The 15,109-nt window shown below is 63.8% G+C and carries 12 protein-coding genes; 3 read left to right on the top strand and 9 right to left on the bottom strand.

The genetic code is table 11. The features are described 5' to 3' along the window. The first annotated feature begins 14 nt into the window (after positions 1 to 14). Positions 15 to 1,307, top strand: a complete 1,293-nt coding sequence (locus HNP00_RS05870; protein ID WP_184736942.1) for a DUF58 domain-containing protein — start codon at positions 15 to 17, stop codon at positions 1,305 to 1,307. Positions 1,308 to 1,360: 53 nt separating this feature from the next. Continuing rightward, on the top strand, positions 1,361 to 2,095 hold the full coding sequence (locus tag HNP00_RS05865; protein WP_184736941.1) for a DUF4166 domain-containing protein: 735 nt from the start codon (positions 1,361 to 1,363) through the stop codon (positions 2,093 to 2,095). 18 nt (positions 2,096 to 2,113) lie between these two features. On the opposite strand, the gene HNP00_RS05860 is transcribed toward HNP00_RS05865, so the two are convergent. The 8 genes from HNP00_RS05860 to mnmA form a co-directional block, all read right to left on the bottom strand. Next, positions 2,114 to 3,151: a hypothetical protein gene (locus HNP00_RS05860; RefSeq protein WP_184736940.1), complete on the bottom strand. Its 1,038-nt coding sequence runs from the start codon at positions 3,149 to 3,151 to the stop codon at positions 2,114 to 2,116. A 4-nt stretch (positions 3,152 to 3,155) separates the two neighbouring features. Next, positions 3,156 to 3,542, bottom strand: a complete 387-nt coding sequence (locus tag HNP00_RS05855) for a chorismate mutase (RefSeq protein ID WP_184736939.1) — start codon at positions 3,540 to 3,542, stop codon at positions 3,156 to 3,158. Positions 3,543 to 3,708: 166 nt separating this feature from the next. Beyond that, a complete protein-coding gene (locus HNP00_RS05850; RefSeq protein WP_184736938.1) occupies positions 3,709 to 5,433 on the bottom strand; it encodes an ABC transporter ATP-binding protein in 1,725 nt (574 codons plus the stop codon). Continuing rightward, a complete protein-coding gene (locus HNP00_RS05845) occupies positions 5,430 to 6,479 on the bottom strand; it encodes an ABC transporter permease (protein WP_184736937.1) in 1,050 nt (349 codons plus the stop codon). Before HNP00_RS05845 ends, HNP00_RS05850 begins: the two co-directional genes overlap by 4 nt. 1 nt (position 6,480) lies before the next feature. Next, the gene (locus HNP00_RS05840; protein ID WP_184736936.1) at positions 6,481 to 7,569 is read right to left on the bottom strand and encodes an ABC transporter permease; all 1,089 of its coding nucleotides are present in this window, start codon (positions 7,567 to 7,569) and stop codon (positions 6,481 to 6,483) included. Between the two features lie 113 nt (positions 7,570 to 7,682). Further along, entirely contained in the window at positions 7,683 to 9,311 is a 1,629-nt protein-coding gene (locus HNP00_RS05835; RefSeq protein ID WP_184736935.1) for an ABC transporter substrate-binding protein, read from the bottom strand. Between the two features lie 202 nt (positions 9,312 to 9,513). Next, on the bottom strand, positions 9,514 to 11,139 hold the full coding sequence (locus HNP00_RS05830) for a hypothetical protein (RefSeq protein ID WP_184736934.1): 1,626 nt from the start codon (positions 11,137 to 11,139) through the stop codon (positions 9,514 to 9,516). A 135-nt stretch (positions 11,140 to 11,274) separates the two neighbouring features. Beyond that, entirely contained in the window at positions 11,275 to 12,396 is a 1,122-nt protein-coding gene (gene mnmA / locus HNP00_RS05825; protein ID WP_395893795.1) for a tRNA 2-thiouridine(34) synthase MnmA, read from the bottom strand. Between the two features lie 226 nt (positions 12,397 to 12,622). Between mnmA and HNP00_RS05820 the strand changes: the two genes are divergently transcribed. Continuing rightward, the gene (locus HNP00_RS05820) at positions 12,623 to 13,864 is read left to right on the top strand and encodes an NAD(P)/FAD-dependent oxidoreductase (protein ID WP_184736932.1); all 1,242 of its coding nucleotides are present in this window, start codon (positions 12,623 to 12,625) and stop codon (positions 13,862 to 13,864) included. On the opposite strand, the gene HNP00_RS05815 is transcribed toward HNP00_RS05820, so the two are convergent. Continuing rightward, on the bottom strand, positions 13,840 to 15,108 hold the full coding sequence (locus tag HNP00_RS05815) for a cysteine desulfurase family protein (protein WP_184736931.1): 1,269 nt from the start codon (positions 15,106 to 15,108) through the stop codon (positions 13,840 to 13,842). The genes HNP00_RS05820 and HNP00_RS05815 overlap by 25 nt on opposite strands. Position 15,109 lies beyond the last annotated feature (1 nt).

The following is a 15,109-nucleotide window of genomic DNA, read 5'->3' as shown; positions in this document are numbered from 1 at the left end:
TCCAGGAGTGCTGAATGGCGATCACAGGCCGCTTTGTGCTGCTGGCATGCGCAGCGTTGGCCCCCTTGGTCCTGTTTCCTGCATGGGGTACGGTCCTTCTCATCGCGGCCGGGCTTTTCGCCCTGATGTTGTCAGACATCCTGCTGGCAGCGTCGCCCGCCAAAGTTGCCCTGCAACGCAAGGATCCGGGCAATGTCACCCTCCACTCGGAGGCAGAATCAGTGCTGACTCTGGAGAACGGCAACAGCCGGACCTTCCGCGGGCTAGTGCGTGATGCCTGGCAACCCTCCGCTGGCACCGTCGCCCCCGTCCTGCGCGTCGATATCCCGGCCGGTGAGCGCCGGCGAATGTCAGTCCAGCTACGGCCCACACGGCGCGGCGACCTGACGGCACGGCACGTCACGCTGCGTTCCTTTGGACCGCTCGGTCTGGCGGCCAGGCAACGCACGGTGCCACTCCCCGGCCACCTGCGGGTCCTGCCGCCGTTCCACTCCAAGCGGCACCTGCCTTCCAAGCTACGGAAACTGCGGGAGCTCGATGGCAAGGCGGCCGTCCAGATCCGGGGAGCCGGCACGGAGTTCGACTCCCTGCGCGACTACGTCCGGGGCGACGACGTGCGCTCCATCGACTGGCGCGCAACCGCGCGGCGCACCGCCGTCGTCGTCCGGACGTGGCGTCCCGAACGGGACAGACGGGTCGTGATCATGCTGGACACCTCGCGTACGGCGGCAGCACGCATCGATGACGAGCCCCGCCTGGACACCGGAATGGAAGCGGCCCTCCTGCTGGCTGTGCTGGCCGAGCGGGGCGGAGACCGTGTGGACTTCTTCGCGTTCGATCGGCGTGTCCGCGGGCGCGTGGATTCGGCAGCCAAGGGCAATCTGCTCGGCTCCTTGGTCCAGGCCATGGCTCCGCTCGAGGCCGAACTGATCGAGATGGACTGGGCGCAGATCCCTGCCCAAGTGCGGGCCATTTCCGCGCACCGTTCCCTGGTAGTGCTGTTGACCTCGCTCGACGCCGGCGCTCCCGAGGAAGGACTCATTCCCTTGGTGGCGCAACTGGTACGGCAGCACGTCGTGTTGGTTGCATCGGTTCGTGACCCCTTGCTGGGGCGAATGAAAGAAGAACGCACGACGGCGAGCCAGGTTTTCCGTGCCTCGGCCGCCGAGCGGGCCCTCCTTGACCGTGAAGCGGTCAGCGTCCAACTGCGGCAGCTTGGCGCGGAAGTAGTCGACGCCGAGCCTCTTGAACTACCGCCACGCCTCGCGGATGCTTACATCCGCCTGAAGGCTGCGGGCCGTTTGTAGCCGATCCGGCAGCCACTCCGTCTCACAGGAAATCCATAACCCGAGGAAAAATCATGAGCACACCCATCTACGAGTTGGCATTGGGCAGCAAGTTCCGGCAGCTGCAGCCTGAACTCCAGGACTATTTCTCGCTTGCGCCAGGGACCGGATCATATGGAATCGGCGAGGGCGTGTTCGACGTGGTCGGTTGCCGGCAGAAGTGGCTCCGGCCGCTCCTCGCCACGGTTGCCGGCGAAGAGGCATTCTTCCCCGAGTACGGTGAGCGCGTCCCGTTCCGCATCGAAAACCATGCGCACCTTGATCCGTTCGGAAGGTCCAGCCTCACGGCCCGGCGTGAAATTTTCTTTCCCGGGCACACCCGTTTGTTCCATGACACCACTGTCGCGGAGACCACCAACGACGGCGGTACCCGCCTGGTGGACTATGTGGGCCGATTCCGCAGGCTTGTCACGGCGTTGGATCTGGATGTCACACCGGAGGGGCGGCTTCGCGGCGTCTCGGGTGCCTCGCGTTTGTTCCTGGGTCCGCTGAGGCTCGCCTTGCCGGCTTCCCTTGATGCGAAGGCCTACGCGGAGCAGTGGTGGGATCCGGCAGAAGGCAAGCATCGGATCCAGGTGAAGGTGCTTCAGCCACACGTCGGCCTGGTCCTCGTCTACTCAGGCTCCTTTGATTACCGTTTGGCGCCCTCGTTGCCCGCGCCGGACGGCGCCGCGGCCGCGCGGACCGCTACTGCCGCCGTCGGGCTCCCCCGGTACGCCGAACCGGACCGCTGGGAACGGCGAGTCTAGGAACGAGCTGGAAAGCGGTTAGCCGAGGGCGAGCTGGTTCAATCCATCGGCAAGCTGGGTCAACCGGGTCAGGACCTCTTTGGCGCCCGACGGCGAGTACCCCGCCAGCCCGTCCGACGGTGTGACACGCACGGCCCCCAAGCTCGACGCCGGGAGGCCTAGTTGGTGCCAAGGCCGCCAAACGGTGTCCACCACCTCGGCGGTGCGTGGCAACGTTGCCCGCGGATTGTCAGTGGGGAGGGCGCCGGCCCAGAGGCGCTTGCCCGCCTCTACCGCCGTCGCAATCTGTTCCCATTGACGCGTGGTGAGTGCTTTGAGCGGAAGGGCGACGCCATCGGCTCCAGCGGCCAGGATCTGCTGGATGGGTGCCTCGATCTCCGGAACGGAGACCACTGTCTCGGCCACTCCGGCTGCCCGCAGCGAATCGATCACTAACCGCCAGGCACCCGTGACTTCTTCGCCGGGGATGGACCGTAGGGTGCGGTAGCCGCTCGCGGTGGGAATAGTACCCGCCAACACCGAAGCAATGTCCGGCTCGTCGAGTTGGACCACAACTTCGGCTCCCGGCACTGCGGCGCGAACCCTGGACACGTGCTCGGAGATGCCGGCAGCCAAGGATTCCGCAATGTCCCTGCGGGCACCATAGTCAAGAAGGGCGCGCTCCCCGTTGTGCAGGTAAAGGCCCGCTGCGAGGCTCATGGGACCGCGCAGCTGAATCTTCAGCGCCTCCGCGGAAGATTCTTCGGCACCGGCAACGTCAGCCAAGACGTTAACGTCCGTAGCAAGGGCGGACCTTGCCCGCCGCAGGTCTTTCCCCGGGCGGTCCACCAGGCGCCAGCCGTGCGGCTGGACATCAATAGCGAGCTCAACCAACAGGGAAGCCGTCCGGCCAAGGGCATCGGAACCAACGCCGCGGTCCGGAAGCTCAGCCAGGAATGGCAAGTGCGGACTGCCCAGTTCGCCACGGATGGTCCGTGCAGCCTCGGCAGGATCAGTCCCAGGCCAGGAACCCAGGGCCGTCGCGGTGACCTGGTTCTGCGGGGTTTCTTCCGGCATGTGTTCAGGCCTGCGCGATTGAGGCCTGGTGGTCTTCGGCGATTGCCTCGTGGTGCCGGATGACCTCGCTGATGATGAAATTCAGGAACTTCTCGGCGAAGGCGGGATCCAGGTGCGCTTCCTCGGCGAGCCGGCGCAACCGCGCGATCTGGGCGGATTCGCGGCCGGGGTCCCCTGCCGGGAGCTTGTGCGTCGCTTTGAGGACTCCTACTTTTTGGGTGGCCTTGAAGCGTTCCGCTAGGAGGAAGACGAGGGTGGCATCGATGTTGTCGATGCTGGACCGGATCGAAAGCAGCTCGTCCATGACGGAGTTGTCCACACGTCCGGCAAGGGAGCTGGCTGAGGGATCGAAGGAATCGGCGTCGGGAAGGGCATGGTTCTGCTCGGTCATTCCTCCAGTCTAGGGTGTGCTGGCCGCACCGGAACGGCGGGACAGGCACTGGCCCACGATGTTCAATATGGAAGTGGGCGCTGAGTACGCAGCCAGAGGAAAGGCAAGGACAGACGAAAGACCCGCCTTCCACAAGCAAGGCGGGTCTTTCGGGTGTGGACGCGGCTTAGCTTCCCAGCAGCTCGGTTCGCAGTAGCTCCCGGTTGTCTTCCCGGCGTCGGGCCTGTTCATCAGGATCCGGCACCGGCAAGGAGGCGATCAGCCTGCGGGTGTAGTCGTGCTGCGGATTGCCCATGATCTGGCTACCGATCCCCTGCTCCACCAGCTTTCCTTTGAACAACACGCCCACCCAATGGGAGAGCATGTCCACTACTGCGAGGTCGTGGCTGATGAACAGCGCGGCGAAACCGAACTCTTCCTGGATGTCCTTGAACAGTTCCAGGACCTTCGCCTGCACGGAAACGTCGAGGGCAGACGTTGGCTCGTCGGCGATCAGGAGGCGCGGATTGAGCGCGAGCGAACGAGCCAGCGAGGCGCGCTGGCGCTGCCCGCCGGAGAGCTCGTGCGGGAAGCGCTCAGCGTACGACGCCGGGAGCTGCACCGATTCGAGCAACTGCGCCACACGCAGGCGTGCTTGAGCCGGGCTCGGGTGGGTATGGATGAGTAGCGGTTCCGCCACGCACTCGCCGATGGTCAGCTGGGGGTTGAACGAGGCTGCCGGGTCTTGGAAAACGAAGCCGATGTCCTTGCGGAGCGGCTTGAACGTGTGCTCCTTGAAGTCCAGCATTTCGTAGCCGAGGACCTTGAGGCTGCCACCGGTTGCGCGGTTGAGGCCGGCGATGGCGCGGCCGATGGTGGACTTGCCCGAGCCGGACTCGCCCACCAGGCCAAAGACCTCGTTCTCGGAGACCGTAAAACTGACGTTGTCCACAGCCTTGAACCCGGGCTTGCCAAGGCGGCCCGGATATTCGATGGTGAGGTTCTTGGCTTCGACCAGGACCTTCCCGCCTTGGTGCAGCCGTTGAGTGGCTCCTTCGGATGCTGAGTTGCGGCCGAGGTGCGGCACAGCGGCCAGCAGCTTCTTGGTGTAGTCCTGCTTGGGCTCGGCGAAGAGGACTTTGGCTGTGGCTTCTTCGACGACGTCGCCTTGATACATGACCACCACGCGGTCGGCCAAGTCAGCCACCACACCCATGTTGTGGGTAATGAGCACGATCGAGGTGCCGTATTTGTCCCGCAGGTCCCGGAGCAACTGCAGGATCTCCGCCTGGACCGTGACGTCGAGGGCCGTTGTCGGCTCGTCCGCCACGATCAACCCCGGGTTCAAGGCAAGCGCAGCCGCGATGACTACGCGTTGCTTCTGGCCTCCGGAAAGCTGGTGGGGATAGTAGTTGACCCGGATTTCGGGATCGGGGATGCCCACCTTCCGCAGTGCTTCGGTGGCCCGCTTCTTGGCTTCCTTGGCCGAGATCCGGTGCCCGTCCGAGGCATGGGCGCGTATGCCTTCGGCGATCTGCCAGCCCACCGTGAACACGGGGTTCAGCGCCGTGGAAGGTTCCTGGAAGACCATTGCCACGTCCCGGCCACGGATCTTGCGCAGCTTGGACGCGCTGACGCTGATCACGTTGTTGCCATTGATGAGCACAGCTCCCGAGCTGATGGCTGTTTCCGGGAGCAGGCCGAGAATGGTCTTGGCGGTGACAGTCTTGCCGGAGCCGGACTCCCCCACGATCGCCAGCACTTCTCCGGCCTTGACCTCAAGGCTGACATCCTTGACCGCATAGACGTCGCCGCTGTCCGTGGCAAAGGTGACTTTGAGCCGTTCGATGTCCAGGACTGGCCGCCCCGGTTCCCGCAGCTGGTCCGAAATGTTGCCGATGTTGGTGGTCATGCCTTACCTGCTTCTGGGCTACCTGTTTCTGGTTTGGGAGCGGTGGTGGCCCCGGTGTTAGTGCTGTCGGTTCCTGCCGTCGCCTTGGTGCGCGAGGCCTTGCCTCCAGCACGCTTGCGTCCGCGAAGGCGGGGATCGTTGAGGTCGTTGATGCTCTCGCCAACCAAGGTCAAGCCAAGCACGGTGAGGACGATCGCGACACCGGGGAAGACGCCGGTCCACCAGATGCCGGAAGACGCGTCCGCCATGGCCTTGTTGAGGTCGAAGCCCCATTCAGCGGCGGAGGAAGGTTCAATGCCGAATCCAAGGAAGCCGAGGCCTGCCAAGGTCAGGATGGCTTCGGAGGCGTTCAGGGTGAACATCAGCGGAAGTGTCCTGGTGGCGTTCTTGAAGATGTGGCGGGTGATGATCCGCAGGCTGGACGCGCCGAGGACCATGGCCGATTCCACGAACGGCTCGGCCTTGAGCCTGATGGTTTCAGCCCGGATCACGCGGAAATACTGTGGCACGAACACCACGGTGATCGAGAAGGCGCATGCGAGGATGCCGCCCCAGAAGCTCGATTGGCCGCGGCTGATGACGATGGACATGACGATCGCCAGGAGGAGGGAAGGAAAGGCGTAGATGGCATCGGCGATGACCACGAGGACCCGATCCAGCCAGCCGCCGAAGTAGCCGCTGAGCAGGCCCAGCGCCACACCGAGGAAGATGGACATCGCCACGGCGACGACGATCACGGTCACGGCGGTCTGTGAACCCCAGAGGACCCGCGATAGCACGTCATAGCCGCCGACTGTGGTGCCGAGCAGGTGCTTGCTGCTGGGGGCCTCTTGGGTGGGGAACGAGCCGGAAGCATCACTCAGCTGGGCGTATCCGTAGGGCGCTATGAGCGGCGCCAGCACCGTGCACAGCAGGAAGAAGCCGGTCAGTACGAGCCCGGTGATGAGCATGCCACGCTGCAGGCCAACGCTCTTGTTGAGGTGGGAAATGACCGGGAGTCCGGACAAGAAGGACTTTTTCCGTCCTGAAATTGTTGCAGTGCTCATGTCAGTACCTCACTCGCGGGTCGATCAGCGCGGCGACGACGTCCACCACAAAGTTGGTGATGGCCACGATGACGGCCAACAGCACCACAATGCCCTGGACGGCTACGAAGTCCCTGGCGTTCAGGTACTGGACCAACTGGTAGCCGAGCCCCTTCCATTCAAAGGTGGTCTCGGTCAGGACAGCACCGCCCAGCATGAGGGCGATCTGCAGGCCCATGACGGTGATAATGGGGATCAGCGCAGGCTTGTAGGCATGCTTGGTGACGAGCCGGAACTCGCTGACGCCGCGCGAACGGCCGGCCTCCACGTAGTCCTTGCCTAGTGTGCCGATGACATTTGTCCGGACGAGGCGCAGGAAGACGCCGGCGGTCAGGAGGCCCAGGGCAATGGCAGGAAGCACTGCGTGCGAGACGATGTCGCCCAGTGCATTAAAGTCTCCGCTGCGCAGCGCGTCGAGCCAGTAGATGCCACTCGGAGCCGCGAGTTGACCCATGGCCAGCTCGGTGCGGGTGGACACACGTCCGGCCACCGGCAACCAGCCGAGCCAGACGGAGAACGTGAGCTTCAGCAATAGCCCGGAGAAGAAGACCGGGGTGGCGTAGCAAAGGATGGCGAAGCAACGAAGGAAGGCATCTGCTGCTTTGTCACGCCGCTGAGCGGCGATCAGGCCCAGCGGGATACCGACTGCGAGGGCCACGATCAGCGCGTTGATCGACAACTCAAGGGTTGCTGCGCCGAAGGTCGAGAGCATTTCGACGACGGGCCGCCGGTCCGTGATGGTGGTGCCGAAGTTGCCGGTGACCAGCTGGCCCAGGTATTCGAAGTACTGGAAGATGATCGGCCGGTCGTAACCGGCGTCGTGGATTCGCTGGGCCAGGACGTCCGGAGGAAGCCGACCGCCCTGAGCTGCCGTGATGGGGTCACCAATGACCCGCATGAGGAAGAAAACCAGCGTTACAAGGATGAAGATCGTCGGGATGATCAGGAAAAACCTGACCACGATGTACCTGCCGAGCCCCCCGCCCGCCGATTTGCTCTTGGGAGTGACCGCGTCCGGTTCGACGTCGGGCACCTCTATAAGTGTTGTCATTGCTACCTAAGTTCATTGCCCACGGATCGCGCGGGGTTTTGCTCATATGTGAGGCAATCAGCAGTAAGGGGAGGCAAAGCGCCTGTTGGCACCCGCCTCCCCCGACCGGCTGCTTACTTTGAAACGGTTCCCAATCGGAACTTGAAGGATGCGTCAAGCGTCTTGTCGACGCCGTTCACGCCCTTCGCCGAGATGGCAACTTGTGCACCCTGGAGCAGCGGCAGAGTGGAAATGTCCTTTGCCAATGCGTTCTGGGCGTCCTTGATAGCCGACTCGCGGGCGGTCTTGTCCGTGGTGGTCAGCTGCTTGTTGATCAGATCCGTCACTGCCGGGTTGTTGTAGTGGTTCTTCAGAAAGCCACCGTTCGGGAAGAAGGGGCTCAGGTAGTTGTCGGCGTCGCTGAAGTCCGGGAACCAGCCAAACTGGAACAGTGGGTACTCATCGGCGCGGCTGGCCTTGCTGTAGGTCACCCATTCGGTGGACTGCAGGTTGACCTTGAAGAGGCCCGACTTCTCAAGTTGGTCCTTGATCATGGCGTACTCGTCGCCTGAGGACTTGCCGTAGTGGTCCGGGTTGTACTGGAGGTTCAGGGTGACGACATCCTTGACTCCGGCGTCGGAGAGTACCTTCTTGGCTTTGTCCAAGCTTGGCTTTCCGTTGTCGCCGTAGGCATCCTTGAACGACGTGTTGGCGCCCAGGAAACCGCTAGGGACGTTGGAGTACAGCGGCAGGTACGTGCCCTTATAGACCTGGTCGGCGATTGATTGGCGGTCAACGAGGTTGGCGATCGCCTGGCGGACTGCAAGTGCCTTGGCCGGGTCCGCTCCCGCTGCCTTGGCGCCAAACGGCATGGTGTCGAAGTTGAACGTGATGTAGCGGATTTCGCCGCCTGGTCCAACGTTTACCTTGACCTTCGAGTCCTTCTTGAGGTCGTCGACGTCGGTGGCGCTGAGGCTTCGGTTAGCAACATCGATGTTGCCCTGCTGGATGTCCAGCTTCATGTTGGTCGGCTCGGCGTAGTACTTGATGGTCGCCGCGTCATTGGCCGGCTTGCCCAGCACACCCTTGTAGTCCGGGAAGGCCTTGAGGCTGATGAGCTCGTTTTTCTTGTAGCTGTCGATCGTGTACTGGCCGTAGAACGCCTTGGCCTTGATGATGTCGTCATCGGAGAGCAGCTTGTCCGCGGGGAAGACTTCGTCATCGACAATCGGAGCGGCCGGGCTGCTGAGGATCTGCGCAAAGGTTTGGTCGTTCGCGAGCTTGAGCTTGAAGACCACCGTGTTGGCGTCGGGAGTGCTGACGCTGTCCAGGTTCGCGAGAAGCGACGCGGGGCCTGCGGGGTCGTTGATCTTGAGCTGGCGATCAAACGAGAACTTCACATCCTTGGAGTCCAAGGTGTGGCCGTTGGCCCACTTAAGTCCAGGCTTCATCTTGACGGTGAACTCGGTGGGAGACGTGAACGACGCCGAATCTGCCAGGTCCGGAACGGGCTCGGCGCTTCCCGGCTTCGAGTTAAGGAGGAAAGAATAGATCTGGTTCATCACCATGAAGGAACCGTTGTCGTAAGAACCAGCGGGATCGAGCGCGGTCACTTTATCGGTGGTGCCGTAGGCGATCGGGCCGCCGGCAGCTGAAGAAGCCGAACCGCCGCCGCCGGACGGGCCCGTGCAGGCCGTCAACGCGAATGCGGAGATGCCCGCGAACGCGATAACGCTGCGCAGGGCTTTTTTGTTCATTGCCATCAGTGAACTTTCTGTTCGATGGATACGGCGTACCGCCGTCGGTAATTTCCTCGGAGCACATACTCCTGATTCCACGATTCAATCAGAAGCATTAGCGGTGAAACGTTTGATTTTGTGAGTTGAGACACAAAATTTACTTTTCTTTGGTCGCGTCGACGGCAAAATCGATCACCATGCGCAGGAACGCCTGAGGCCATGAGCGCTATTCCCCCGTCCTGTGGAACTTGTTTTGGACACCGCTGGAAGCCTCCTGTTCGGCGGCGTGCTGTTCGTCCGAGACGAACAACGCGCCCTGCCTTTCACGGGACATGACCGGTTTCAGCGCCGCGTAGACGAGGCGGCCACCGGCGTCGAACCTCAAGACTCCGCCCCCGCGGATGTCCACATAGTCCCGCTTGGTCTTCAGGCCGAGACGCACCAAGGCCTCCTTTCGGCTCATCCGCACTGTCTGGATGAAGGACGCCCCGATCTCCGAGACGACGAAGCCATCCGGAGTGACCCGCTCGGAAGTTCGCACCCGGGTGGAACTGAGCGGAGTGCGGCGCTCCAAGCGGGCGGCATCGAGCAACCGGGGATTTTCCCAGACAAAGCGTTGGACCTCCTGGGGATCCGAGCCGAGTGCGGTGAGCCGGATGGGGTACCGCAGCCCCTGGTAGTTGTCCACCCCGGAAATATTGGACAGTGAAACGCGATGGATGCCGATCCCGGAGAATTCGGCTTGGATGGCTTCCCGGTAACCGCGCGGGTCCTCGGGAACCATGTCCAGGTCCGATGCCATCACCCCCCGCAACAGGTCATGCCAGGAGACATCAACGGGAGGCATGTAGGCCAGTCCCCTGATGAGCATGCGCAGGACCCTGGTGCCCACGATGGAACCGGACTCTGCTTTCTGCTGCAGGCTCTGCCCCTCCCCGAAGCGGCGGTTCCGTTCGACCCAGAGTCTATGGACCGCCCGCAACACGGCCCCGACGACGACGGCGCCACGCTTGTGCGGCTCCGGCAGCTCCTGCCAGTGGTCGGGGACCGCACCGACGAATGGCTCACGAAGGGGGCCACGTGCATAGAGATCCCGGGCAAAGTCGAAGATGGACCGCATCATGATGGCCTCGTCCACGTCCTGTCCGGCCTCGAATCCTCCGGCTGCGGCTTCGAGCTGGCGGTACACCACGTCCCGCGAAGAAAACACGGAAAGGATGGCAACAAGGTCCGCCAGCGCTTCGTGCAAGGCGATTTGTTCCGTGGTGGCCATCGCATCACCCCATGCCGGGCGGAATCCATCGAGGATCGCGTGCGTGACCTCGTGCGCCACGATGTCCCGGAACAACGCGGTAGGAACCTTATAGCCCATGCGGTCGATGGAACCGAAACGGATGATGTTGGTGTCCCGCTCGTAGCCGGTGTCCGTGGCCGTCACAAGGTCGCGCGCCTTCAGCACGAGCCGGCCCTCCGGATTCCACGGCATGCGCCGGCCCAGCGTCGACTCGAACAAGTCAAGGGTTGCCGAAGCCACCCCGTAAACGTGCTGGGCCAAGAACCTCGAATCGTCAAGGAGCGCCCGCAAGTCAGCGGGCGGGTCCTCGGAGACGAGACGCCAAGGATCCCCCGGCGCCGTGAGGGTGATGGGAACCACGTTGGTGCCGCGCCATTTCCTGATGTGCACGGCAAGCCGGTGTCCGGTGGGGCCGCGTCGCAGGCGCTCCACGGGGATGCGCAACCGGGCGATCAGCGGACCGGCGCCTCCGGTGCCGATCGGGCCTTCAGCAAGAACCGCCACCTCGACCATTTGCCCGGCCTTGATGTCCCCCGGGGCCTTCTTTTGAAATGCCACAGCCATCGCCGTCCCGAATGCGGAACCCCAACCACCGCAGCGGAAACGCTGCTTAGCCAAGTATGGAGCGGGCCTTCACGGGAGGCAATGGCACCAGCCAGGCGCAAACAAGGCTAAGCGCGGCCGCGGACACGCTTAGAGCGCGGCGCGCTGGAGGGACCGTGCGGCGTCGATGGTTGCCTGGCCAAGGACACGGGTGCCTTGGTACAACACGATGGTCTGCCCGGGGGCCACCCCGCGCAGGGGATCGACAAGTGTTACCACGAGGCCTTCGCGCTCGACGCCGGCGTCGTCGACTTTCCGCTCCACCGACGCCTTGGCGGGAACAGGATCGCCATGGGCGCGTACCTGGGCATAGCAGTCGAACTCGGCACCGGTAGCCACCTCGGCGATGGGTAGCCCAGCCCAGGACACCTTGATTCCACGGATCTCGTCGATGGCGAGCAGGGCTTCGGGCCCGACGACCACTTTGTTTTCCTTCGGCCGGATTTCCAGCACGAAGCGCGGCTTGCCGTCAGCGGCAGGGGTGCCCAGCTTGAGCCCGCGGCGCTGGCCGACAGTGAAGGCGTTGGCGCCCGGGTGCTCCCCTACTTTGGTTCCGGCCTCGTCCACGATGTCGCCCGTGGTCATGTCGATCTTTTCGGCAAGCCAACCCGCGGTGTCGCCATCGGGGATGAAGCAGATGTCGTGGCTGTCCGGCTTGTTCGCCACGGACAGGCCGCGGCGCTCGGCTTCCGCCCGGACCTCGGCCTTGGAAGGGGTCTCGGCCAGCGGGAACATGGAATGCTTGAGCTGTTCATGGGTCAGGACGCCGAGAACGTAGCTCTGGTCCTTGGCCCAATCGGCCGCGCGGTGGAGTTCGGGATGACCGTCCGCGTCCTGGATGACCTTGGCGTAGTGGCCCGTGCAGACCGCATCGAAGCCGAGCGCGATGGCCTTTTCCAGCAAGGCAGCGAACTTGATCCGCTCGTTGCAGCGCATGCAGGGATTAGGGGTTCTGCCCGCCGCGTATTCGTCGATGAAGTCCTGGACGACGTCTTCCTTGAAGCGCTCCGAGAAGTCCCAGACGTAGTACGGGATCCCCAGCACATCACAAGCGCGCCAAGCGTCACGGGAGTCTTCGATGGTGCAGCAGCCGCGGCTGCCGGTGCGCAGCGTTCCGGGCATGCGTGACAGCGCCAAGTGGACGCCGACGACGTCGTGCCCCGCCTCGACGGCGCGGGCGGCGGCAACGGCGGAGTCGACTCCGCCGCTCATTGCTGCAAGAACTCGCATGCTGGCTTTCTGTTGACGTTGGGGGTAAGAATTGCGGCTGAAGAGACTATGCGCGCCCGACTATTCTAGCGCCCGCCGGAATAGGCCCCAAAAATGCCTTGACCGACGTCGCGGGCAATTCTAAAGTCAAAACTATCAGTTTTAGATTACGGACTGCGCGAACAGTCCGCGCCCACGTGAACCCCACGCTCTCGCGAATCGAGTCACCATGGACACTGAACACATCGTCATTGCCGGCGGCGGGTTGGCCGGAGCCACTGCCGCCAAAACCCTGCGCTCGGAAGGATTCGAAGGCAGGATCACGGTGGTTTGCGCCGAAAATGAGCCGCCATATCTGCGCCCTCCCCTTTCCAAGGAGTTTCTCCTGGGCAAGGCCGCCGAGGACACCGTCCCGGTGCTGGCGGCGGGCTGGTACGAAGAGAACGACGTCGGACTCCTCCTCGGCGAGGCAGTCGGGGCTGCCGATCCTGCCGCCCATACGGTACAGCTGGGATCGGGAACCGAGCTTCAGTTCAGCAAGCTCCTGATCGCCACGGGGGCGCAGCCGCGCCGGATTCCGCTCCCCGGGTCCGATCTAGCGGGTGTCATGACGTTCCGGACATTCAATGATTCGCGCAGGCTCAAGGAGGAACTGTCGGCCGGAGGCCGAAACGTGGTGATGATCGGCTCGGGTTGGATCGGGATGGAGCTTGCCGCGGCCGCCAGCAGCTACGGCAACGCCGTGACCCTGCTGGGACTGGAAGACGTGCCGCTCAGCATGGCCATCGGCCCCGAACTGGGCGGCTTCTTCCGCAGCCTGCACGAAAAACACGGCGTGCAATTCCGGCTCCCCGCGAGCGCAGCGAAAATCACCGGCACCGGGGGCAACGCGGGCGCCGTTGTTACCAACTCCGGCGAGGTCCTTCCCGCCGATCTCGTCGTGGTGGCCGTAGGCGTGGTTCCGGACACCGCCTTGGCAGAAGCCATTGGACTGGATATCCGGAACGGAATCATGGTCGATTCTTCCCTCCGGACCAGCAGCCCGGACGTGTTTGCCGCAGGAGACGTCGCCAACGCCCTCCACCCCTTCACAGGGGAGCACCACCGAAGCGAGCACTGGTCCAATGCCCTCAACGGCGGCAAGGTCGCCGCCAAAGCGATGCTGGGACAGGACGCGATGCTGGATGTGATCCCGTACTTCTATACGGACCAGTTCGACGTCTCGATGGAGTACTGGGGATATCCCACGCTCGCGGCAGGATCGGTGCCCGTCATCCGCGGCTCGTTGGAGGAGAAGAACTTCATCGCCTTCTGGGTACGGGAGGGTGCCGCGGTGGCGGCCATGAGCGTCAACCAGCAACGGGTACAGAAGCCAATCAAGGCGCTCATTTCGGGGCGCATTCCAGTAGACGTGGACCGCCTGACTGATCCTGCCGTTCCGCTGGATCAGTTGCTGCCGGAAGCTGCATAGCCTGCGGAACCGCTGGCAGAGTCACCGACAGAGCCGCGGGCGACGGTGGCCGCGGTCTGGATACTGGACTCATGTCCGGCCATTCCGGCCAGCTTCGCCCGGGCATACGCATCAGGCAGAGCCTTGAGCAGCGCGTCGACGTCGGCGTCGTTCGAGGAATGCCCCAGGCTGAATCGCTGTGCCCCGCGGGCGGTGTCCTCATCCAGTCCCATGGCAAGCAAGACGTGCGAGGGCCTGGGGACTCCCGCAGTACAGGCGGATCCCGTGGATGACTCGATGCCCGAAAGGTCCAGGAGGAACAGCAAAGAATCGCCCTCGCAGCCCGGGAACGTGAAATGGGCGTTGCCCGGAAGCCGGGCGTCTCCAGGCGCTCCGCGCAACACTGCCTCAGGAATGACGGCCCGGACGCCGTCAATGATCCGATCCCGCAAGGCACTGATTCGCTCGCGCTCCGCGGGCAGGTTCTTCGCAACCGACTCCGCCGCCGCGGCGAACGCCGCGATCGACGCCGTGTCCAGCGTTCCCGAGCGGACGTCACGTTCCTGTCCTCCCCCGTGCTGGACGGGTGTGACCTTCGTGGACCGCCCGAGGAAGAGGGCGCCCACGCCCACCGGGCCGCCGATTTTGTGGCTCGACACGGACATCGCGGCAAGCCCTGATTCGCGGAAGCCAAGGGGAATCGACCCGAAAGCCTGGACGGCGTCCGAGTGCACGGGGATGCCGTGGGGGGCGGCGATTTCAACGATCTCCTTGACGGGTTGGATGGTGCCGACCTCGTTGTTTGCCCACATGACGGTGACCAAGGCCACCGATCCCGGATCGCGTTCGATCTCCGCCCGGACAGCGTCGAGCCGCACCACGCCTAGGGAATCGACGGGGAGCCAGACTGCTTCCGCTCCTTCGTGACGTTCCAGCCACTCGACAGTGTCCTGCACAGCATGGTGTTCGACGGCGGAGCAAAGGATCCGCTTGCGGCGGCCGTCTTCGTCGTGGCGGGCCCAGTACAAGCCCTTCACGGCGAGGTTGTCAGCCTCGGTGCCTCCGGAAGTGAAGATAAGTTCGGAGGGATGCGCCCCGGCCGCGGCCGCGATGGCTTCGCGCGCTTCTTCTACCGCGCGGCGGGCACGTCGCCCCGAAGCGTGCAGGGACGATGGATTTCCGGTCCGCCCCAGCTCGCGCGTCATTGCACTCAGCGCGACAGCGGCAAGGGGCGTGGTGGCAGCATGGTCCAGATAAACAGGCACT

It is taken from the genome of Arthrobacter sp. AZCC_0090, from assembly GCF_014207375.1.
Taxonomy (GTDB): domain Bacteria; phylum Actinomycetota; class Actinomycetes; order Actinomycetales; family Micrococcaceae; genus Arthrobacter.
This window is presented reverse-complemented; position numbering and strand designations above follow the sequence as displayed.